21 protein-coding genes are annotated in these 21,866 nt (G+C 69.4%); 3 read left to right on the forward strand and 18 right to left on the reverse strand.

Annotation, left to right across the window (positions count from 1 at the left end):
- Positions 1–37: 37 nt before the first annotated feature.
- The 12 genes from serS to AAFN86_RS17765 all read right to left on the reverse strand — a co-directional run bounded on the left by serS (position 38) and on the right by AAFN86_RS17765 (position 11,947).
- Complete coding sequence (gene serS / locus AAFN86_RS17710) at positions 38–1,306, reverse strand: serine--tRNA ligase (RefSeq protein ID WP_347544725.1); 1,269 nt, start codon at positions 1,304–1,306, stop codon at positions 38–40.
- A 13-nt stretch (positions 1,307–1,319) separates the two neighbouring features.
- Positions 1,320–2,066, reverse strand: a complete 747-nt coding sequence (tatC, locus tag AAFN86_RS17715; protein WP_347544935.1) for a twin-arginine translocase subunit TatC — start codon at positions 2,064–2,066, stop codon at positions 1,320–1,322.
- A 57-nt stretch (positions 2,067–2,123) separates the two neighbouring features.
- The gene (gene tatB, locus AAFN86_RS17720) at positions 2,124–2,681 is read right to left on the reverse strand and encodes a Sec-independent protein translocase protein TatB (protein ID WP_347544727.1); all 558 of its coding nucleotides are present in this window, start codon (positions 2,679–2,681) and stop codon (positions 2,124–2,126) included.
- Positions 2,682–2,769: 88 nt separating this feature from the next.
- The gene (locus tag AAFN86_RS17725; protein WP_347544728.1) at positions 2,770–3,825 is read right to left on the reverse strand and encodes an ABC transporter ATP-binding protein; all 1,056 of its coding nucleotides are present in this window, start codon (positions 3,823–3,825) and stop codon (positions 2,770–2,772) included.
- 156 nt (positions 3,826–3,981) lie between these two features.
- Positions 3,982–4,671, reverse strand: coding sequence for an SMC-Scp complex subunit ScpB (scpB, locus tag AAFN86_RS17730; protein ID WP_408906612.1), 690 nt, complete (start codon positions 4,669–4,671; stop codon positions 3,982–3,984).
- Positions 4,672–4,789: 118 nt separating this feature from the next.
- Positions 4,790–5,548, reverse strand: coding sequence for a ScpA family protein (locus tag AAFN86_RS17735; protein WP_347544729.1), 759 nt, complete (start codon positions 5,546–5,548; stop codon positions 4,790–4,792).
- Positions 5,545–6,252, reverse strand: coding sequence for a site-2 protease family protein (locus AAFN86_RS17740; protein WP_347544730.1), 708 nt, complete (start codon positions 6,250–6,252; stop codon positions 5,545–5,547). Before AAFN86_RS17740 ends, AAFN86_RS17735 begins: the two co-directional genes overlap by 4 nt.
- Positions 6,252–7,283: a beta-N-acetylhexosaminidase gene (nagZ, locus tag AAFN86_RS17745; RefSeq protein WP_347544731.1), complete on the reverse strand. Its 1,032-nt coding sequence runs from the start codon at positions 7,281–7,283 to the stop codon at positions 6,252–6,254. Before nagZ ends, AAFN86_RS17740 begins: the two co-directional genes overlap by 1 nt.
- 10 nt (positions 7,284–7,293) lie before the next feature.
- Positions 7,294–8,073 carry an SPOR domain-containing protein gene (locus AAFN86_RS17750; RefSeq protein WP_347544733.1) on the reverse strand — a complete coding sequence of 260 codons (780 nt, stop codon included), beginning with the start codon at positions 8,071–8,073 and terminating at the stop codon, positions 7,294–7,296.
- Positions 8,074–8,116: 43 nt separating this feature from the next.
- Positions 8,117–9,964 (reverse strand): arginine--tRNA ligase, encoded by a 1,848-nt coding sequence (gene argS, locus AAFN86_RS17755; RefSeq protein ID WP_347544734.1) that lies wholly within the window; start codon positions 9,962–9,964, stop codon positions 8,117–8,119.
- A 179-nt stretch (positions 9,965–10,143) separates the two neighbouring features.
- Positions 10,144–10,719, reverse strand: coding sequence for a hypothetical protein (locus AAFN86_RS17760; protein WP_347544735.1), 576 nt, complete (start codon positions 10,717–10,719; stop codon positions 10,144–10,146).
- 79 nt (positions 10,720–10,798) lie between these two features.
- Positions 10,799–11,947, reverse strand: a complete 1,149-nt coding sequence (locus AAFN86_RS17765) for a deoxyguanosinetriphosphate triphosphohydrolase (protein WP_347544736.1) — start codon at positions 11,945–11,947, stop codon at positions 10,799–10,801.
- Positions 11,948–12,049: 102 nt separating this feature from the next.
- Here AAFN86_RS17765 and AAFN86_RS17770 point away from each other — a divergent pair, with 102 nt between their 5' ends.
- On the forward strand, positions 12,050–12,403 hold the full coding sequence (locus tag AAFN86_RS17770; protein ID WP_347544737.1) for an iron-sulfur cluster assembly accessory protein: 354 nt from the start codon (positions 12,050–12,052) through the stop codon (positions 12,401–12,403).
- 275 nt (positions 12,404–12,678) lie between these two features.
- A complete protein-coding gene (gene xth, locus AAFN86_RS17775) occupies positions 12,679–13,446 on the forward strand; it encodes an exodeoxyribonuclease III (RefSeq protein WP_347544739.1) in 768 nt (255 codons plus the stop codon).
- 36 nt (positions 13,447–13,482) lie between these two features.
- On the opposite strand, the gene AAFN86_RS17780 is transcribed toward xth, so the two are convergent.
- The 6 genes from AAFN86_RS17780 to AAFN86_RS17805 form a co-directional block, all read right to left on the reverse strand.
- Positions 13,483–13,806 carry a hypothetical protein gene (locus AAFN86_RS17780; protein WP_347544740.1) on the reverse strand — a complete coding sequence of 108 codons (324 nt, stop codon included), beginning with the start codon at positions 13,804–13,806 and terminating at the stop codon, positions 13,483–13,485.
- Between the two features lie 366 nt (positions 13,807–14,172).
- Positions 14,173–15,897, reverse strand: coding sequence for a dihydroxy-acid dehydratase (ilvD, locus tag AAFN86_RS17785; RefSeq protein WP_347544742.1), 1,725 nt, complete (start codon positions 15,895–15,897; stop codon positions 14,173–14,175).
- 86 nt (positions 15,898–15,983) lie between these two features.
- Positions 15,984–16,985 carry an LLM class flavin-dependent oxidoreductase gene (locus AAFN86_RS17790; protein ID WP_347544743.1) on the reverse strand — a complete coding sequence of 334 codons (1,002 nt, stop codon included), beginning with the start codon at positions 16,983–16,985 and terminating at the stop codon, positions 15,984–15,986.
- A gap of 41 nt (positions 16,986–17,026) precedes the next feature.
- Positions 17,027–17,830, reverse strand: a complete 804-nt coding sequence (locus tag AAFN86_RS17795) for a DUF72 domain-containing protein (RefSeq protein WP_347544744.1) — start codon at positions 17,828–17,830, stop codon at positions 17,027–17,029.
- 74 nt (positions 17,831–17,904) lie between these two features.
- Positions 17,905–18,078, reverse strand: coding sequence for a hypothetical protein (locus AAFN86_RS17800; protein WP_347544745.1), 174 nt, complete (start codon positions 18,076–18,078; stop codon positions 17,905–17,907).
- 6 nt (positions 18,079–18,084) lie between these two features.
- Positions 18,085–20,784 (reverse strand): valine--tRNA ligase, encoded by a 2,700-nt coding sequence (locus tag AAFN86_RS17805; protein WP_347544747.1) that lies wholly within the window; start codon positions 20,782–20,784, stop codon positions 18,085–18,087.
- A gap of 106 nt (positions 20,785–20,890) precedes the next feature.
- Here AAFN86_RS17805 and AAFN86_RS17810 point away from each other — a divergent pair, with 106 nt between their 5' ends.
- Positions 20,891–21,859 (forward strand): tripartite tricarboxylate transporter substrate-binding protein, encoded by a 969-nt coding sequence (locus AAFN86_RS17810; protein ID WP_347544748.1) that lies wholly within the window; start codon positions 20,891–20,893, stop codon positions 21,857–21,859.
- The last annotated feature ends 7 nt before the right edge of the window (positions 21,860–21,866 follow it).

Raw genomic sequence — 21,866 nt, forward strand, 5'->3', positions numbered from 1 at the left:
GCCGAAGATCACTGGCGGATGTGGTGTCCGCGGCCGATCAGCCGATGCGGCCGAGCCCGCCCATGAAGGGCAGCAGCACATCCGGGACGGTGATGCTGCCGTCCTCCTGCTGATAGGTCTCCATCACCGCAATCAGTGCGCGGCCTACCGCGACGCCCGACCCGTTCAGCGTGTGCAGGAACACATTGCCCTTGCCTTCCTTCGGCTTGAACCGGCCATTCATCCGCCGCGCCTGGAAGTCCCGCGTGTTGGAGCAGGAGGAGATCTCCCGCCAGGCCTGCTGCCCCGGCAGCCAGACCTCGAGGTCATAGGTCCGCGCCGCGCCGAAGCCGGTGTCGCCGGCACACAGGAACACCCGCCGCCAGGTCAGGCCGAGATCGCTCAGCACCCGCTCGGCGCAACGCGTCATGCGTTCGTGTTCTTCGCTCGATTGCTCCGGGGTGGTGATGGTGACCATCTCCACCTTCCAGAACTGGTGCTGGCGCAGCATCCCGCGCGTGTCGCGCCCGGCGCTGCCGGCTTCCGACCGGAAGCAGGGCGTCAGCGCGGTCAGGCGCATCGGCAATTCGGCCTCGGGGATGATGGCGTCCATCGCGAAACCGGTCAGCGGCACCTCGGCGGTCGGGATCAGCCAGCGGCCATCGGTGGTGCGGAACAGGTCGTCGGCGAATTTCGGCAGCTTGTCGGTGCCATAGGCGACGGCATCGTTGACCAGCAGCGGGACGGACGCCTCGGTGTAGCCATGCGCCTCGGTGTGCAGCGCCAGCATCCACTGGCCAAGCGCGCGTTCCAGCCGTGCGAGCGTGCCCTTCAGGATGGTGAAGCGGGCGCCGGCGATCTTCGTCGCGGTGCCGAAATCCATCAGGCCGAGCGCCTCGCCGAGCTCGAAATGCTGCTTCGGCAGGAAGGAATAGGCCGGGATGTCGCCGTTCTGGTGCAGGACGACGTTGGCGGTTTCGTCGGTGCCGTCGGGGACCTCGGGGTCGAGGGTATTGGGCAGGATCTCGAGCAGCGCGGTCTGCTCGCGCTCAGCCTCGGATGCGGTGGCCTCCAACGCGGTCATATCATCGCGCAGCGCGATCGCCTCGGCTTCCAGGGCGGCGGTGTCGCCACCCTGGCGCTTCGCCATGCCGATCTCCTTGGCGATGGCGTTGCGGCGCGACTGCTTCTCCTGCAGCACGGTCTGGGCGGTGCGGCGCGCCTCGTCGCGCGCCAGGATCGCCGTGGATACGGGCTCGATGCCCCGTCGCGCCAGCGCGGCATCGAAAGCCGCGGGATCGGCGCGCACTACGCGAATATCATGCATGGCCCGGCACCCCTCAGGCGTCGTCGTCGCGCTTCGGCGCCACCCACCGCGCCGCGAAGATCGACAGCTCGTAGAGCAGGATCAACGGCACGGCGAGGCCGATCTGGCTGATGATGTCCGGCGGCGTGATCACCGCGGCCACCACGAACATCCCCACCACGGCGTATCGCCGCCCCTTGCGCAGTGTGTCGACATTCACGATGCCGACCTTGACCAGCAGCGTCAGCAGCACCGGCAGCTGGAAGGCGATCCCGAAGGCCAGGATCATATGCATCACGAGCGAGAGATACTCGCCGACCTTCGCTTCCAGCTGGATCGGGATTCCGCCCGAACCCGGTGGCGTCTCGAAGGAGATGAAGAATTTCCAGGCCAGCGGAAAGATGAAGTAGTAGGCGAGCGCCGCCCCCAGCAGGAACAGGAAGGGCGAGGCGAGCAGGAACGGATAGATCGCCCGCTTCTCGGACCGGTACAGCCCCGGCGCGATGAACAGCCACAGCTGCGTCGCCCAGATGGGGAAGCTGATGAACACCGCACCGAAGAAGGCCACCTTCAGGTAGGTGAAGAACGCCTCGTACAGCGCGGTGAAGATCATCCGCCGCTCGCCGCCCGACTGATGCGCCAGGATGTTCGCCAGCGGCTCCGCCAGGAAGGCGTAGATCTGCCGGGAGAAATAATAGCAGGCGGCAAACGCGATGATGAAGGCGCCGACCGACCATAGGACCCGCGTGCGCAGTTCCTTGAGGTGGTCCATCAACGGCATCGGCTTGTCGTTGATGGGATCGTCGTCGTCGGTATTCGAAGCCAAGGAAGCAGTCCCCTACACGCTCGGGGTGGAGGGGGAAGGCCGTGCCGGCTCGGGCGGCGGCAACGCCTCCGCGGCGGGCAGGACCGGCGCCGGCGCGTCGGGCGGCACGAAGGCGGGGGCCGGCGCCGGCTCGGGTGCCGGCGGCAAGGGTCGCGGCGGCGCCGCCCAGCGCGCCACGTCAGGCGGCACGAAGGCCGGCGCATTGTCGGGCACCGGCGGCGGCTCATAGGCCGGCGGCGGGGTGTAGGTCGAACCCCCCATCATCGGGTCTTCGAAGGCCTTGCGGACGGATCCGTCGCCATCCACCGCCTTCTCGATCTGACCCTTGATGTCGAAGTTGCGGATGTCGCTGATGGTGTTGCGCACATCGGCGATCTGGTTGCGCACGTCGTCGAGCTTCGCTTCCCGCACAAGCTCATCGGCCTGCTGCTGGAACTCGGCAACCTTGCGGCGCAGGGACTGGATGCCCTTCGCCACGCCCTTGATGGCATCGGGCAGGTCCTTGGGCCCGATGACGACGAGCGCCACCACGGCAATCAAGGCGATCTCTGACCAGGCGAGGTCGAACATGCGCTCCTTCTCCCCCGGCGTTGTCTCTGCCGGCAGGGGACGCCCCGTTAGCAGGAAGCCGGCACGCCGCCAATGCGGCGGAGGTTATCTAGGGTGCCTCGGGCGGAAAGACGAAGGCCCGCTCGGGATCAATCGCGACCGTTACGCGTTCGCCACGCGACAGGCGCCGCCCGGGCGGCAATCGCGCATGCAAATGGAGCAGTCCCCCCGCGCCGTCGGGCAGCGACAGGTGAACCATCGTGGTGGCGCCGAGCAATCGGCAGGCCTCGACTTCCGCCTCCTGGGCGGTCCGGGCGGGCTGGGCGCCCAGTCGCAGCCCCTCCGGGCGCACCAGCACATCCACCGCGCTGCCTTCGGCCAGTCCCGCGGCTGGCAGCGCACCGATCGCGGTGGTGGCCAGGCCGCCCTGCACGCGGCTCGGCAGGCGATTCACCTCGCCGAGGAAGGTGGCGACGTAGCGGTTGGCCGGTCCGAAATACAGCGCCTCGGGCGGGCCCAGCTGCAGGATGCGCCCCTCCCGCATCAGGGCGATGCGATCGCCCATGAACATCGCCTCCTCCGAATCGTGGGTCACCAGCAGGGTGGCGATGCCGGAGGTCTGCAGCACGTGCAGCGTGTCGTCGCGGACCTGTTCGCGCAGGCGGGCGTCGAGGCTGGCGAATGCCTCGTCCAGCAGCAGCACCGCCGGGCGCGGTGCCAGCGCCCGCGCCAGCGCCACGCGCTGCTGCTGCCCACCCGACAGCATATGCGGGAAGGACGCCTGGTAGGCTTCGAGCCCGACGCGGGCGAGTGCATCCATCACCCGCCAGCCGCGTTCGCCGCGCGGGGCGAAGCGAAGGCCGAAGGCGACATTCTCCGCCACGGTCAGATGTGGGAACAACGCGTAGTCCTGGAAGACGAAGCCGACGCCGCGGCGTTCCGGCGGCACGTCCCGGCCCGGCTCGGCGATCACCTGGCCACCCAGGTCGATTCGCCCGGCCTGCAAGGGCTCAAGCCCCGCCGCGAGCCGCAACAGCGTCGTCTTGCCGCAGCCCGACGCGCCAAGCAGGCAGACGATCTCCCCCGGCGCGACGGACAGGTCGATGCCGCGCAGCACCGTCTGGGCGCCGTAGGCATGGCGGATGTCGTGAAATTCGAGAGACACGGTGTTGATGCCCTCAGACGGCGGGCGCCGGCCATCCGGCCGGCTTGCCTTCGCGCCACGCGCTGGTGGCTTGGCGGGAATGGGCGCGGTCGCGTCGTGCGCTCGCGGCGGGCCTTCGGTTCGCCAAGGGCTCGGTGATGCCGGGCGGGAATCGGGTCACGGCGCGGCCGGGGGCGGCGGGGTTTCGTCGTCCGTGGCCGGTGCTTCGCCTTCGGCCGGCGGCCCAGGCGGCGGTTCTTCCCCGGCGGTCGCGAGCCCCGGCAGTGCCGGCCCCGTCTCGGCGGTCACCAATTCCTCCTTGCGTGGCAGGTCCCCAAGCGCCTTGAGCCCGAACTGCTCCAGGAATTTCGGCGTGGTGCCCCACAGCGTCGGACGACCCGGCACTTCGCGCCGGCCGCGCGGCGCCACAAGGCCGAGTTCGAGCAGCGCTTCCAGCGTGGTCTGCGCCAGGGCGGCGCCGCGGATCTCCTCGATCTCCCCGCGCGTGCAGGGCTGGTGGTAGGCGATGATGGACAGTGCCTCCATCGCCGCGCGCGGCAGGCGGCGCGGCGCCTGAACCACCTTGGTCAGCCGCTGCGCGAGGTCCGGTGCCGTGCGAAAGGCCCAGCCGCCGGCCACCTCGGTCAGCACGACGCCGCGGCCCTCGCAGGCTTCGGCCAGGGCGGCCATGACCATGCCCGCGGTCAGGCCGTCCGGCAGGATGGCGCCGAGCATGGCGGGCGTGACAGGGCGGTCGGAGGCATAGACCAGCGCCTCCGCCAGCCGGACGGCGGTGCCGAGCAGATCCGGGTCCGGCCCTTCTTCGGTGGCGGCGGCCGCCGACGCCGGCTCCCCGGCCGCTGGCATGGCGTCCGGCGGCACGGCCCCCGCGATGCCGGGCGCGGCCGGGTCGGCCGGCAATTCACCCATGGCGCCTTCAATCCCGGGCGCCGGGGCGGCTCCCGGCCCTTCCGGATCGGGCTCCTCAGCCTGGTTGTTCATCCGCGGCACCCTCCTCGGCCCGGCGGCGCACCATGATCGGGCCGAAGGCCTCATCCTGGCGCATCTCGATCCCGCCGCCGCGCGCCATCTCCAACCCTGCAATCAACGTGCTGGCAAGAGCGGCGCGACGTTCCAGCGGATCGAGGATGGTATCCGGCAGGAAGCCCTGCAGCACCGTCCAGGACGGCAAGGCGCCAACCAGCCGGGTCAGCCGCTCCAGCGCTTCCTGCACCGAGAACAGCTTGCGCGGCTTGGGTCGATAGGGCCGCCGCGCCAGCGCCCGCCGCCGTGCCGCGACATAGGCCTGCAGCAGCGACGGCAGGTCGGCATGCAGGCCGGAACGGTCCTCGACCCGCAGGCTTTCCGGCGCGCCCCGGGCGAAGACGTCGTGTCCGAGCCAGGGCCGCCGGTTCAGCCACAATGCTGCGGCGCGCATGCGTTCCAGCTCGACCAGCCGTTCTGCGAGTTGTTCGGCCAGCACCTCGGCATCCTCGCCCTCGGCTTCCTCCGGCGGGATCAGCAGGCGGGATTTCAGCCAGGCGAGCCAGGCCGCCATGACCAGCCAATCGGCGGCGAGTTCCAGGCGCACGCGCCGCGCGCCCTCGATCACCGCGAGATACTGGTCCACCAGGGCGACGATCGAGATGCGCGCGATATCGACCTTCTGCGACCGTGCCAGTTCCAGCAGCAGGTCAAGCGGCCCCTCGAAGCCATCGAGGCTGATATGCAGTGACTCGCTCATCCGCCGCCCCCATGCCCGGCCAGTTGCAGGACCAGGTCGAAGGCGGGGGCGACGATGGCATTCAGGAACAGCCGCATGGGATCCCAGGACGGCATCGCCATCGGCAGGATGAACAGCCCCAGCAGCACGATCAGGATGCCGTATGGCTCGACACGGGCCAGCGCCATGGCCGGCCCGCGCGGCAACAGCCCCACCATGATCCGTCCGCCATCGAGCGGCGGCAGCGGCAGCAGGTTGAACAGGCCCAGCACGAGGTTGGAGATGATCAGAAGCCCCGCGAAACGCAGCAGATACCGCGTCGCATCCGGGCCCAGCGCGTCCTGCCCGGCCATCACCGCATGGGCCAGCAGGGCGGCGGCGAAGGCGATCAACGCATTGGCCGCCGGCCCGGCGGCGGCCACCAGCACCATGCCCCATCGCGGGTTGCGCAATTGCCAGATATTCACCGGCACCGGCTTCGCCCAGCCGAACACGCCCTGCACCTGCCCCATCGCCAGCAACTGCCCGATCACCATGATGCCCGGCAGGATCAGCGTGCCGAAGGGATCGACATGGCGCAGCGGGTTGATGCTGATGCGGCCGGCGCGCTGCGCCGTGTCGTCACCGAGCCACAGCGCGGCATAGCCGTGCGCCGCCTCATGCAGCGCGATGGCGAGGACGGCGGCGATGACCGCCGCCGCTACTTCCGGCAGCCATTCGGGCATCAGGCGGGCCGTGCGGTCGGGTCTTCGCCGGGGGCGGCCGCTGCCAGGGCGCCCAGGGCGCCGTCGCGCAGGGCGCGCAGCGCCTCGGGCCGGCGTGAATGGAAGGCCTCGGTGATGGCGCGGGCCTGCGCCATCCGTTCGGCCGCACGGTCGGTCAGCGGTGGGCAGGACGCCAGCAGCGCCGCGGTGTCGGGCAGCCGCCCGGTGCAATGCAGCACCAAGTCGCAGCCCGCCGCCAGCACCGCGCCGGCAAGGTCGTTCGACGCGCCGGACAGTGCGCCCATGGCCAGGTCATCCGTCACCAACACGCCCTCGAAACCGATCTCGCCACGGATGATGTCCCTGATCACCGCGGGGGAGATGGTGGCGGGCAAGGCCCGATCCCAGGCCTCATAGAGCACATGGGCGGTCATCGCCCAGGCGCCGGACCCGGCCAGCACCCGGAACGGTTCGATATCAGCCGCCAGATCCGCCGCCGATGCCGCCACACGCGGCAATTCATGGTGGCTGTCAGCCAGCGCCCGGCCATGCCCGGGAATATGCTTGATCACCGGAATCGTGCCGGCCGCCTGCAACCCGGCGACGAAGGCTGCGCCGAGCCGGGCGATCGTGGACGGGTCCTCGGCGAAGGCTCGGTCGCCGATCACGCCATGCGCGCCGGGTAGCCGCAGGTCCAGCACCGGAGCGCAGACCACGTCGAGGCCGGCATCGCGGCAGATGCCGCCGAGTAGTTCGGCATTGGCGCGCAAGGCAGCCTCCGGCGCGTGCTCGAAGGCCGCGGCGGGGGGGAAGCGTTCCCAATGCGGCGGCTTGAGCCGGGCGACGCGGCCGCCCTCCTGGTCCACCAGGATCGGCGCATCGGCGCCGAGGATGTCGCGGACCTGCCCGGTCAGGGCGCGCAGCTGCGCCGGGTCGGCCACGTTGCGGGCGAACAGGATGGCGCCCGCCGGGCGCCGGTCGCGCAGCAGCGTGGCCTCCTCGGCCGTCAGGCGATGGCCGGACAGGCCGATGATGGCGGCAAGCGGGGTCACGGCAGACGCGTCAGCGGATCACGGTGCAGGGCATCTGCTTGGCGCGCGCCTGCTCGCAGAAGGACTGGGCCGCGGCGACATCGGCGAAGCCGCCGGTGCGCAGCCGGTACAGCGTCGCCTGCCCGTCCCGCTCGAATTTCACGACCTGCGGGCGGAAGGCGCCGAGCAGGTCTGCGTGGCGGCGCGCCAGTCGTTCCCACTCGCTCTGGGCTGCCTCCTCGGAGGTCAGCGCGCCCAGTTGAACCCGGATCCGGCCATTCGGCGCCGGGCCGGGCCGGGACGCGACGGGGGTCGCCGCAGGCGCGGTGGCGGCCGGAGTGGAGACGGCCGGCGCGGGTGCCGCCGATGTGGCGGCCGCCGGTGCTCCCGCCCGCGCCGCGACCTGTGGCTGCGGCGCGACGGCGGGTGCCGCCGGGGTCGTTGCGGCCGGTCGCGGCGCGGGCTGAGCCACCTGGGCGCGCAGCGCCTCGATGCTCGGCGATTCGGGTTCCGGCGCCAGGCGCGCGCCGGGCGGCTGCGCGTTGCTGCCGCGGTTGCGCTCGAAGATCAATTCGTCCTGGTTCGGCACGCGCAGCCCGCCCGGATCATCCGGGCGAACCTTGAAGGGCCGCGGATCGGGTTCGATCAGCGGCACCGATCGCTGCCCGCCGACATGGCTCAAGCCCCACCAGGCAGCGCCACCAACCACCAGCACGGCCGCCAGGCCGCCGCCAAAGGCGAGCATGCGCCAAGGCGGCCCGCCATCATCGGATGGCCGCACGCGATAGGATGGCACCGGTACATCTGTCACGCCCCACCCCCCCTGACCGGGCCCGGGGCCATGGGCCAGGCCGTCAGCGCATTTCCTCCACCGGCGTCACCCCCATGACGCCGAGGCCCGAGCGGATCACCGTCGCCGTCGCGGCGACGAGGGCCAGCCTGGCCTTCGTGGCCGCCGGATCCTCCGCCCGGATGAACCGCAGCGTCGAATCGTCGCGACCACGGTTCCACAATACATGAAAGTCCCCGGCCAAGTCCGCCAGATAAAAGGCGATTCGGTGCGGCTCACGCGCTGTTGCGGCCGATTCCACCGTGCGCGGCCAAGCGGCGATGCGTCGGATCAGTGCCATCTCGGCCGGATCGGCCAGCGCGGCGAGCGGCACCGCCGCGAGATCGGCCGTCAGCGCGGCGTCCGTGGCCTCCGCCTGGCGCAGCACCGAGCGGCACCGCGCATGGGCGTACTGCACGTAGAAGACCGGATTGTCGCGCGACTGCTCGACCACCTTGTCGAGGTCGAATTCCATCTGCGCGTCGGACTTCCGCGTCAGCATGGTGAAGCGCACCGCGTCGCGGCCAACTTCCTCGATCAGGTCGCGCAGCGTGATGTAGGTGCCGGCGCGCTTGGACATGCGCACGGGCTCGCCGGCCTTCATCACATGCACGATCTGGCACAGCACGATCTCGAGCGGCACCTCGTTGTCCGAGATGGCGCGAACCGCCGACTGCATGCGCGAGACATAGCCGCCATGATCCGCGCCCCAGACGTCGATCAGCAATTGCTGCGCACGGCGGACCTTGTCCGCGTGATACGCGATATCGTTGGCGAAATATGTGTTGGTGCCATCGGATTTGCGCAGCGGGCGGTCCACGTCGTCGCCGAAATCGGTGGCGCGGAACAGCGTCTGCGGGCGCGGTTCCCAATCATCGGGCGTCTTGCCCTTCGGCGGCTCCAGCACGCCTTCGTAGATCAGGCCCTTTTCCTCGAGCAGGCGCACCGCGCCTTCCACCGCGCCGGCCTCGACCAATGCGCGTTCCGATGTGAAGACATCCTGCGCGACGCCGAGCAAGGCGAGGTCCTCGCGGATCTCGGCCAGCATCATCGCGACCGCGATCTCGCGCGCTGTGTCGAGCCACGCCGTCCGCACCAACCAGCCGCGTTCCAGCGCGGGGGCATAGGCGGACACCGTCTCCTCCTCCGGCACGACCCCGCCTTGAAGGCGCTTCGGCATCAGCCCCGCGCCGAAACGTTCAGCCAGCGCATCGCCCACGGCGACCAGGTAGTCGCCGCGGTATTGCAGCGTCACGCCGAAGCGCTGCTCGGTGTTCTCGGCATTCCATTCATCGGCATCGAGGGTGATGGCGCGCAGGTAGCGCCAGTAGGACGCCCAGGCGAGGGCAGCGACCTGGTTGCCGGCATCGTTGACGTAGTATTCCTTGGTGACGTGCCAGCCGGCCTTGGCCATCAGATTGGCCAGCGCATCGCCCACCACGGCGCCGCGGCAATGGCCCACATGCATCGGCCCAGTCGGGTTGGCCGAGACGTATTCGACATTCGCCCGCACCCCGGCGCCAAGCGTGCTGTTGCCGTAGGCTTCGGCCGCCCGCAGCACGGTCGGCACCTGAGCACGCAGGAAATCCTCGTTCAGGCGCAGGTTCACGAAGCCCGGCCCGGCGGGTGTCGCCTCGGTGACCATGGGCAGGGCGACCAGCTTCTCAGCCAGCGCGGCGGCAAGCTTCGGCGGCGGCATCCGCGCCGGCTTGGCCGCGACCAGCGCCGCATTGGTCGCCATGTCACCATGCGCGGCGTCGCGCGGCGGTTCGACCTGCACGCGGGCCAGCGCCTCGGGCGGCAGTTCGGGCACCAGGGCGGCCAGCACGCCGCGAACCTCCTGCGTCAGCAGGGCGAAGATGTTTTCGGTCATTGCATACTCAGGCAGGGATGTCGGGGCGCTTGATACGCCATGCCGGCGCCGGGGCGTAGCCACCCTGGCCCACCCGACGACGAATTGCCGCCGGTCCGGGCCCGCAGGACCCCCGCCACGGAACCAATGCCACCGATGCGGCCCCGCATCGGCCGGGCAGAACCGGTGACGGGCGGACGCTACAGCGTCCTGTTGAAGCGGTTCTGGTCCATCACGGCGAAGTCCTGGATGTCGGACTCCTTCATGTTCCACTTGTCCGTCAGGAAGGTCTTGAGGCGCAGCGATACCGACCACGCCCCGCCGGCGAGCATGGTGTTGCGGGACTTCCTGGTCGCCGGCGTCCGCGGCCCGATGTTGAGCAGGCCCAGCATCGTCGAGCATTGCACGCAACACGGCTTGCCGACGAAGTCCAGCGTCACCGCGCCTTCCTGCAGCACCTCTGCCACCGCCTCATTGCCCATGCTGGCGATCAGGAAGTCGAGCGCATCCATCTCCGCATGGCCGTGGCCGTTGCCGGTCTGGCCTTCATAGCCTTCGGGATCGGAGTCGAACTCGTCGCTGTCGACGAAAATGACCGCGCGGCATTGGGCGGAATGGTCATCATGGTCGCCGCTCTGTTCCTCGGCGGCGAAGCTGTCCCAGGCTTCCGCGACGTCGAATTCGCGATACTCGCGCCTCGAGCGTTTCGGTCGCCCACTGGTCAGGTTGCCCTGGGGGGCTGCCCGCTTGGCGCTGTCGTCGGCTGATCCGCTCATCGAACCACTCCCTCCGCCTGCCCGCCTGCCAGGCAGGCTAACCGAACCGTCGACGGAATGGAATGAGAGAGGCCCGACGTTATCCCGGCACGTCCGGGTCGGTCATGCGACGGTGTTCCTCCAGCGCATAGCGGTCGGTCATGCCGGCAATGTAGTCGCACACCACAAGGGCGCAGCGCGCGCTGCCGGCATCGCCGGCACGGCTGCGCCAGGCGGGGGGCAGCATCTGCGGCCCGCCATGCAGCAGGCTGAACAGCACCTGCACCACGCGCTTCGACTTCGCCATGGTGCGGTTGACTCGCCAGTGGCGGTACATGCGGGTGAACAGGAAGTCGCGCAGCGCGAGGTTCGCCTCGGCCATGCGGGGCGAGAACGCCACGACCGGCCCGCTGGATCGGCGAATGTCGTCCACCGTGGCCGGGGCCAGCGCGGCGATCCGCCGGCGCGTCTCGGCCACCACGTCGCCGACCATCATGTTGATCACGCGGCGGATCGTCTCGGGGGCCACGCGATCGGCCGGCATGTCCGGGGTGGCGGCCCGCGCCTCGGCCAGTGCATCGCCGATCAGCGGCAGCGCGCCGACTTCCTCCAGCGTGAACAGCCGCGCACGCAGCCCATCATCCAGGTCATGGTTGTTGTAGGCGATGTCGTCCGCCAACGCGGCGACCTGCGCCTCGGCACTCGCATGGGTGTCGAGGCCGAGCGGGTGCCGGGCATCGTATTCGGCGATGTAGGGTGCCGGGCGGCGCAGCGGGCCATTGTGCTTGGCCAGGCCCTCCAGCGTCTCCCACGTCAGGTTCAGCCCGTCGAAGCCGGCATAGCGGGTTTCCAGCAGCGTCACCGCCTTGAGCGACTGCGCGTTGTGGTCGAAGCCGCCATAGGGCTTCATCGAGGAATTCAGCGCATCCTCGCCGGCATGGCCGAAGGGCGGATGGCCAAGGTCATGCGCCAACGCCAGCGCCTCGGCCAGATCCTCGTCCAGCATCAGCAGCCGGGCGATCGAACGGGCAATCTGCGCCACCTCGATGGAATGCGTCAGCCGCGTGCGGAAATGGTCACCCTCGTGATAGACGAAGACCTGCGTCTTGTACTGGAGCCGCCGGAAGGCGGTGGCGTGCACGATGCGGTCGCGGTCCCGCTGGAAGGGCGAGCGCGCATCGCCCCCCGCTTCCGGATGCAGCCTTCCGCGGGAGGTCTCGGGCCGGACGGCATAGGGTGCCAAAACCATGGCGGGGGCCGTAGCACCCCCTCCCCTGGCCCGGCAACCGCACGGCCGCGTTGGAACTGGCGCGGCGAACGCCTATCTTGGGTGCCAAGGAGTCCGACCGCCATGCCCGATGGGTCCATCACCGCCCCCGCCTTCCGCGTGACCGAGCGCGCCCACGCCCAGATCACCGACATCGCGACGCGCGAAGGCCGGCCCGAAGCCGGGCTGCGCCTGGCGGTCGAAGCCGGCGGCTGCTCGGGTTTCCAGTACAAGTTCGGCCTGGAGGACGCCCCCGCCGAGGAGGATCTGGTGGTCGGCGACGGGTCGGGCCGGGTTTTCGTGGACCCCGTCTCCCTCGACCTGCTGGCCGGGGCGGAACTCGACTGGGCGGAGGAGCTGATTGGCGCACATTTCGCCATCCGTAACCCGCAGGCGGTGTCGGCCTGCGGCTGCGGGACATCCTTTTCGGTCGGTTGACGATTTGGTGCATCGCAGCAATTTTGTTGCAGGTCAGCATTGCTGACTTTTATGCTGCCCCAGGAAGCACAGCACGCGGCGAAGCCAACCGGAGGAGTCTTCGATGGCCGACCCGCTTCGCGAACCCGGCGTCCTGTCTGCGATCATTCTGAGGATCGGCGTCTTCCTCGCCTGCATGGCGATGGCGGTCGCTGCATAGGGCGCCGCGGCGCGGCTTGACCGCGGCTTCGGCGCGGGGGGTATGGTGCGCCCTTCCCCTCCCGACCGATGGCGGCATGAAACTCGCGACCTTCAACGTCAATTCGATCCGCCAGCGGGCCGGCCATGTCGCGCGCTTCCTCGGCCGAATGCGGCCGGAGATCCTGTTCCTGCAGGAGACGCGCTGCACCGAGGAACAGGTGCCGGTCGGCGAATTCGAGGCGCTCGGCTACACCACCCGCGCCGTCGGCCAGGCCGGCGGGCGCAACGGCGTCGCCGTGATCGCCAATATTCCCTTCGAGGTCGTGGCGACGGACCTGCCCGGCGATGCCGAGGACGGCCATGCCCGCTACATCGAGGTGCATGCGGCCGGCATGAACGCCGCCGGCATCTACCTGCCCAACGGCAATTCCGGCGGGGAGGCGGGCTTCGCCTACAAGATCGCCTGGATGGAGCGGCTGCGGAGCGTGGTGGCCGATCGTGTCGATACCTTCACGCCCTTCGCGGTGCTCGGCGATTTCAATGTCTGCCCGACCGATGCGGACCTCGCGCCCGGCGCGCTGCCACCAACCGATGCGCTGGTGCGGCCGGAAAGCCGGGCGCAATACCGCGCGCTGCTGCATCTGGGCATGACCGACGCGCTGCGGGCGCTGCATCCGGCCGAGACGCTGTTCACCTACTGGGATTACGGCGCCGCCTTCGAAACAAATCGCGGCCTACGCATCGACCATGTGCTGCTGAGCCCGGAGTTGGCCGAGCGACTGGAGGCCTGCGACGTGGATACGATGCCGCGCAGCGAGATGCAGCCTTCGGACCACACGCCGGTGATTGCCACGCTGCGCTGAGCGGCGGCTGTCACTGACGGTCACTGGAAACGTGGTCTACCAGCGCCGGCCATAATACGGGCGCCCATAGTAGCCGCGCCCCCAGCCACCCCAACCCCAGCCCCAGCCAAGCCCGATCCCGATGCTCACCGGCGGGGCCGCATAGACCGGCTGCTGCGGCACGACATAGACCGGCACGCCCGGATTGTAGCCATAGGCGGGCGGCGCATAGACCACCGGCGGTGGGGGCGGCGGCATGTAGGCCATGGGCGGCAGCGGCGCCTGGGCCAAGGGTGGCCCCCAGGTGCCGTTCGGATACTGCACGCAGCCGCCAAGGGCGACAGACGCCAAAACGGCCAGGGCCGGCGGCACCACACGCATCAGAGCATCCTTCCGCGCAGGACGGCCCGGGTGGTCGGCCGCCTCAAACCCAGCGCCAATGGCCGCCCCAGCACCGACCATAGGCATCGCAGCGCCGCGGCACCCAAACCCGGCGACGCTCCACGGGTTCAACATACACCGGCGGCGGGGGCGCAGGGGCCGCATAGACCACGCGCGGCGGTGGCGGCGGGGGTGCCGGATACGCAACGCAGCCGGCCAGGCCGAGGCCGGCTAGCACAGGCAGCAGCAGGCGGGACGTCATCGTCAGGGTCTCCCGTGCGGAACAGCGATGGCTGTCTGTCGCTGTCCTTCAACGCACGGGAAGCCTGGCGCGTTGCCTGTGGCGCCGCCGTGGCGGCTTCGTGGCTACTGGTCGGCGTAACAATGCGTCTCGGCAGCCCCGCCGGGATTGGTCACGGCACCGAGATAGGCCGGCCCGACGAGTTGCGCGTATTTCCACAGCGCGCCGGCGTTGTAGTCATGCGCGCGCGGCTTCCAGGCGGCACGGCGGCGGGCGATCTCCTCATCGGGGACCAGCATGTCGATGGTGCCTTTCTCGGCATCGATCACCAGCCTGTCGCCATTCTGCAGCAGCGCGATGGGGCCGCCCACCGCGGCTTCCGGCCCGACATGGCCGATGCAGAAGCCGCGCGTCGCACCGGAGAACCGCCCATCGGTGATCAGCGCCACCTTGTCGCCCATGCCCTGGCCGTAGATCGCGGAGGTGGTGGACAGCATCTCCCGCATGCCTGGCCCGCCCTTGGGGCCTTCGTAGCGGACGATGATGACGTCGCCGGGCTTGTAGGCGCGGGCCTCGACGGCGGCGAAGGCGTCTTCCTCGCAATCGAAGCACAGCGCGGTGCCCTCGAAGCGCAGGTTGTGCATGCCGGCGATCTTCACGATCGCCCCCTCGGGGGCGAGGTTGCCATGCAGCGCGACGACACCGCCGATCGGGCTGATCGGGTTGGTCGTCGGATACACCACATCCTGGTCCTTCGGGACGATGACCTCGCGGTGGTTCTCGGCGAGCGTCTTGCCCGTGACGGTCAGGCAATCGCCCCTCACATAGCCGCCGTCGAGCAGCGCCCTGATGATCACCGGCACGCCGCCGATGCGGAACACATCAGCCGCGACGTATTTCCCGCCCGGCTTGAGGTCGGCGATATGCGGCGTCTTGCGCATGATCTCGGCGACATCCTGCAGGGTGAAGCGGATGCCCGCCTCATGCGCCATGGCTGGCAGGTGCAGCGCGGCGTTGGTGGAACCGCCTGTCGCGCCGACGATCGCCGCGGCGTTGTGCAGCGCGTCCAGCGTGACGATGTCGCGCGGGCGCAGGTTGCGGCGGATCAATTCCACCACCGCCTTGCCCGACGCCACGGCGTAGTCGTCGCGCGTCTCGTTCGGCGCCGGGGCGCCGGCGGAAAATGGCAGGGCGAGGCCGATCATCTCCGACACGCAGGCCATGGTGTTGGCGGTGAACTGGCCGCCGCAGGCGCCGGCCCCGGGGCAGGCGTGCCGTTCCAGCTCATCCAACTCGGCATCGGACATGTTGCCGGCGGCGTGCTGGCCGACCGCCTCGAAAACGTCGAGCACCGTCACGTCATGGCCGTGGTGGCGCCCCGGCATGATCGACCCGCCATACATGAAGACGGAGGGCACGTTCAGCCGGATCATCGACATCATCACGCCCGGCAGCGACTTGTCGCAGCCGGCGATGCCGACCAGCGCGTCGTAGCAATGGCCGCGCATGGTCAGTTCGATCGAATCCGCGATGGCCTCGCGGGATGCCAGGGACGACTTCATCGACTGGTGCCCCATGGCGATGCCGTCGGTCACCGTGATAGTGGTGAACTCACGCGGCGTCGCCCCCGCCGCCTTCACGCCCTTCTTCGCCGCCTGCGCCTGGCGCGACAACGCGATGTTGCACGGTGCCGCTTCGTTCCAGCAGGAGGCGACGCCGACCAGCGGCTGCTCGATCTCCTCCTTCGTCAGGCCCATCGCGTAGTAGTAGGACCGGTGCGGCGCGCGCTCCGGCCCCATGGTGGTGTGGCGGCTCGGCAGGCGGGACTTGTCCCAGGTGTTGGCGGGCATGGACGGGCTCCCTCACGCGTGTCGGACGCCGGTGCGGCCGGCTTCGCCCGTATCAGGACGCCATGATCGGAAGGGACGTCAAGCCGTCAGGCCGCGACGCTCGCCATAGCCTGCGTCTGCGCGAGGATTTCGAAGGACCGCAGCCGCGCGGCGTGGTCGTGGATCTGGGCGGTGACCATCAGTTCATCGGCACCGGTCCGCGCCGCGATCTCGGCGATGCCCTGCCGCACCGTCGCCGGCGAACCCACCACCGAACAGGACAACGCGTTGTCGAGCATGGCGCGCGCGTAACGGTCGAGTTGCGCGTCCAGGCCTTCGACCGGCGCCGGCAGCTTGCCAGGGCGACCGCTGCGCAGGTTCACGAAGGCCTGCTGCAGGGAGGAGAACAGGAAGCGCGCCTCGGCATCCGTGTCCGCCGCGAAGACATTGACGCCGATCATCACATGCGGCGCCGCGAGGCGCTCGGATGGCCGGAAGCGATCCCGGTATACCGCTATGGCATCCATCATCTGCGCCGGCGCGAAATGGGACGCGAAGGCATAGGGCAGGCCAAGATAGGCCGCGAGCTGCGCGCCGAAGGTGCTGGAACCGAGGATCCAGGCCTCGACATCCTCCCCAGCGCCAGGCACCGCACGCAGCGCCTGGCCAGGTTCCGCCGGGCGGAAATACGCCAGGAGCTCCACCACATCCTGCGGGAAGGCATCCGAATCGCCGTTCAGGGTCCGCCGCAGCGCGCGTGCGGCGACCTGGTCCGTCCCCGGCGCGCGGCCGAGGCCCAGATCGACGCGGCCGGGATACAGCGCGGCGAGGGTGCCGAACTGCTCGGCGATAACCAGCGGCGCATGGTTGGGCAGCATGATGCCGCCGGCGCCGATGCGGATGCGCTGCGTGCCATCGGCGACATGGGCGAGTGCCACCGCCGTGGCGGCACTCGCGATGCCGGGCATGTTGTGATGTTCCGCCATCCAGAAGCGCCGGTAGCCCAGCGCATCGGCATGGCGGGCGAGATCGCGGGAGTGGCGCAACGCCTGGCCGGCGTCGCTGCCCTCGGGGATCGGGGAGAGGTCGAGGATGGATAGCGGGATCATGCATCGCATATGGGCGCTGCATGCCCGCCCGGAAGCCTCGGTCAGAGCCGCGAGATCAGCGCCCTGGCGGCGGCAGGGTTGCGTTCCTTCGCGCCGCTGATGACGAACAGGAAGACGTCGCGCGGGGTCGGCGGACCGGGGTCTGCGACCGGTGCGGTCAGGCCGCTGAGCCCCTGCCCCGCCGCCAAGGCTTGCGCCCGTGCCACCCAGGCATCGAGCGCCGCCGCGTCATACCCGTCCGGATGGTCGTCAGCGGTCCCCATGATCCGCAGATAGGCGAAGGGCGCCGTCAGATCGGTGAATTGCGGGTACTCGCTGTCGGCGGCCGTCACGATGGCGACGCCGTGCTTGCGGGCGATGGCGACGAAGTCCGGGTGGCGGAAGCTCTCATGCCGCGCCTCGATCGCGTGGCGCAGCGTCAGCCCGCCCATCGACTTCGGCAGCAGGCCGAGGAAGGTATCGATATCCCCGGCGTCGAACTGCTTGGTCGCAGCAAGTTGCCAATTGATCGGGCCGAGCTTGGCCTTCAGTGCCGTCAGGCCGCTGGCGAAGAATTTCTCCAACGACGGTCCGGCCTCCGCCAACACGCGGCGGTTGGTGACGAAACGCGAGCCCTTCAGGGCGAAGACGAAACCATCGGGCGTCTCGTCATGCCATTTTGCAAAGGTGTCGGGCGTCTGCAGGCGATAGTAGGTGCCGTTGACCTCAATGCCAGACAGGTGCTGCGCCGCATAGGCGAGCTCCGCCTTGTGCGGCAGGCCCTTCGGATAGAAGTCGCCGCGCCAGGGCGGGAAGGTCCAGCCGCCGATGCCGACATGGATGCGTCCGATCGCCTTCGCTGGCATGGTAGGGCTCCTTCTCGTGCTGGCATAAACCAGTTCCGCCGCGGCGCGAGATCACCTCCCGCGGCACGGCAACGTCACCCCAGCGCGAGAAGCAGCGCCACCGCGAGGGCGATCCCCACCGCCCCGGCCAGCGATTGCGCCGCCGCGACCGACATCCCCCGCCGCACCAGCACCCCACGCCCGATCACGGTCACGACGAAGAAGATCGTGATCGCGAGCAGCAGGCCGATGGTGCCGGCACCGGGCATGGCGCGTCAGCCGGCGATGCGCGCCATGGCGGCATCGAGGCGCGCCATCTCGACCTGCGCGGCGGCGAGGCGGTCGCGGTTCTCCTGCACGATGTCCTCCGGCGCGCGGGACATGAACACCTCGCTGGACAACTTGGCCTCGGCCTTCTTGGCATCGCCTTCGATCCGGGCGCGTTCCTTGGCCAGCCGCGCGCGTTCGGCCGGCAGGTCGATGACGTCGCCGAGCGGCAACATGATCGTCGCCTCCCCAACCACGGCCTGCACGGCGCCCTTGGGCGGGTCGCCGGCCAGTTCGCGGATCTCGGTCGCGCGGCCGAGCCGCTTGATCGCGTCCGACCACCGCGCCGCGCGATCGAGCGATTCACCCGACGCACCCGACAACAGCAGCGGCACGGTGATGGAGGGCGCGACATTCATCTCCGACCGCACGGTGCGGATTTCGGAGACGAGCCGCACCACCCAATCCAGTTCGGCTCGCGCTTCGGCCGCATCGGCAACCGACACCGCTTCGGGCCATGCCGTGCGGATCAGGCTGCCTTCCGCGCCGTAGCCCATCCGATGCCACAATTCCTCGGTCAGGAACGGCATCACCGGATGCAGCATGCGCAGGATGGTGCCCAGCACATGCTGGGCCGCGCCCTTCACCTCCTCCTTCTCCACCCCATCGGGGCCGAGCAGCACCGGCTTGGCGAATTCCAGGAACCAGTCGCAGAAGGTGTTCCAGGTGAAGCGGTAGCAGGCCAGGGCATAGTCATCGAAGCGGAAGGCTTCGAGCGACGCATTGGCTTCCGCGACGGCGGTGTTCGCCGCGTCCAGGATCCAGCGCGACAACGGCAGTGTTGCCGTGGTCGGATCGAAATCCGCACGCGGCGCGATGCCGTTCATTTCGCAGAAGCGCGACGCGTTCCAGATCTTGGTGGCGAAGGCGCGGTATCCCTCGATGCGCTGCTTCGCCAGTTTGATGTCGCGCCCGGGCCCAGCCAGGGCACACAGGGTGAAGCGCACCGCATCCGCGCCATGCGCGTCGATCAGTTCCAGCGGGTCGAGGACATTGCCCTTCGACTTCGACATCTTCTGGCCCTTCTCGTCGCGCACCAGGCCGTGGATGCACACCGTCTTGAAGGGGGTCTCGCCCATGAAGTGGATGCCCATCATCATCATCCGGGCGACCCAGAAGAAGATGATGTCGAAGCCCGTCACCAGCACGTCGCCGGGGTAGTATTTCGCCAGTTCCGGCGTCTTCTCCGGCCAGCCGATGGTGCTGAACGGCCACAGCGCGGAGCTGAACCAGGTGTCGAGCACGTCCTCGTCGCGCGTCAGCTCGACCTCGCGGCCGAACTTCGCGCGTGCCAGGGATGCGGCTTCCTCCGCCGTGTGAGCGACGAACACCTCGCCATCCGCCGCATACCAGGCCGGGATCTGATGGCCCCACCAGAGCTGGCGGGAGACGCACCAGGGCTGGATGTCACGCATCCAGGCGAAGAAGGTGTTCTCCCACTGCTTGGGCGTGAACACGGTCTGTCCGGTCTCGACCGCCTTGATCGCCGGGGCTGCCAACGTCTTCGCGTCGACATACCACTGCATGGTCAGGCGCGGTTCGATCGGCACGCCGGACCGGTCGCCATGCGGGACGGCGTGGGTGTGCGGCTCGATCGTCTCGACGAGTTCCAGTTCCTCCAACCGCGCGACGATCGCCTTGCGCGCCGCGAAGCGGTCCTGGCCGGCCAGGCCGCGCACGAAATCAAGGTCGCTGAAACCATCCACCGCCACGAAGGCCGCCGTGATCTCGTCGAGGAACACGCGCCCCTCGGCATCCAGCACGGACGGCATCGGCAGGTCGTGGCGCTTGCCCAGTTCGAAATCGTTGAAGTCATGCGCGGGGGTGATCTTCACCGCGCCCGAGCCCTTTTCCGGATCCGAATACTCATCCGCCACCACGGGGATCGACCGCCCCACCAGCGGCAGGATCACCCGCTTGCCGACCAGGTCGCGGAAACGGTCGTCATCAGGATGCACCGCCACCGCGGTGTCACCGAGCATCGTCTCTGGCCGGGTGGTGGCCACCACCAGGAAGCGGCCCGGCTGGCCCTCGACCGGGTAGCGCAGGTGCCACAGATGTCCCTTCACCTCCTTGCTCTCGACCTCGAGGTCGGAGATCGCGGTGAGGAACTTCGGGTCCCAGTTCACCAGCCGCTTGTCGCGATACAGCAGCCCTTCCCGGTACAGCCGTACGAACACCTCGCGCACCGCGACGGACAGGCCTTCATCCATGGTGAAGCGTTCGCGCGGCCAATCCAGAGAGGCGCCGAGGCGGCGCAACTGCCGCGTGATGGTGCCCCCCGATTCCGCCTTCCATTCCCAGATGCGCTTGACGAAGTTCTCGCGCCCCAGGCTGCGCCGGTCCGCATTGCCTTCCTGCGCCAGCAGCCGTTCCACCACCATCTGCGTCGCGATGCCGGCATGGTCGGTGCCCGGCTGCCACAGCGCGTCGCGCCCCTGCATCCGCCGCCAGCGGATCAGGACATCCTGCAAGGTGTTGTCGAGCGCATGCCCGATATGGAGGCTGCCCGTCACATTGGGCGGCGGAATCATGATGGTGAAGGGCTTGGCGGGCGAAGCAGGGTTCGCCGAGAAGGCGCCAGCGCCCTCCCAGCCCTCATAGAGGCGCTGTTCGATCGCGGCGGGGTCGAAGGACTTGTCGAGCATGGGCGCATCCCTTCATCGCCGGCCGCCCCGCGTCAAGGGCAACGCACGCAAGTTGGACGTGCGGCAGGCGCCGGGCTAATCGGCAAGCTGTCCGGGGAGAACGACCATGAATGCCAATCGCCGCCTCCTGCTTGCCTTGCCGGCCGCCGCGCTGGCCCGACCCTCGCTGGCCCAGGCGCCCTGGCCGAGCGGCCCGATCCGCCTGATCGCCCCCTTCCCGCCTGGCGGGTCGGTCGACACGGTCTGCCGGCTGCTGCAGCCGCATCTTTCGGCCGACCTCGGCGTTCCGGTGGTGATCGAAAACCGTCCCGGTGCCTCGGGCGCCATCGGCACCGCGGCGCTGGCCCGTGCCCCGGCGGATGGCCTGACCTGGGCCATGGTGTTCGACACCCATGCGGTGAATCCGGCGCTCATCGCCAATCTCGGCTTCGACACCAGGCGGGACCTGACGACAGTGATGCTGGTCGGCACCTCGCCGATGCTGATCACCACCCACAATTCGCGCCCGTGGCGGACGCTGCAGGATGTGGTCGGCGCCGCCAAGGCGCGCCCCGACACCCTGACCTATGGGTCGATCGGCAATGGATCCCTGGCGCATCTGACCATGTCGCTGATGCAGAAGGCCGGCGGCTTCCAGGTCGTGCATGTCCCCTATCGCGGCGGCGGTCCGATGAGCGCGGCGGCCGCGGCGGGGGAACTCGACCTGCCGATGGCGACCAATGCCGGGCTTGGCGGCCAGGTCGGCCAGACCCTGCGCCCGCTGGCCCAGACCGGCGCACGACGGTCCAGCCTGTTCCTCGACCTGCCGACAGTGTCGGAATCCGGCATTCCCGGGATCGACGCACTGGCCTGGTGGGGCGCGATCGGGCGCGCCGGCGTGCCGGAACCGGTGCTGCGTCGCTTCCACGCCTCGCTGGAAAAGGCGCTGGCGGTGCCGGAGGTGCGCGCCCGGCTGACCGGCCCGCTGGGCATCGAGATCGTCGGCTCGACGCCCGAGGCCTTCGGCGGTTTCCTCGACATCCAGATGGAGACATGGGGCCGGGTGGTCAGCGAGAACAACATCCGGCCGGACTGACGCGCGG

Origin of the sequence: Roseomonas sp. CAU 1739, assembly GCF_039839775.1 — a bacterium.
In the GTDB taxonomy this organism is placed as follows: domain Bacteria; phylum Pseudomonadota; class Alphaproteobacteria; order Acetobacterales; family Acetobacteraceae; genus Neoroseomonas.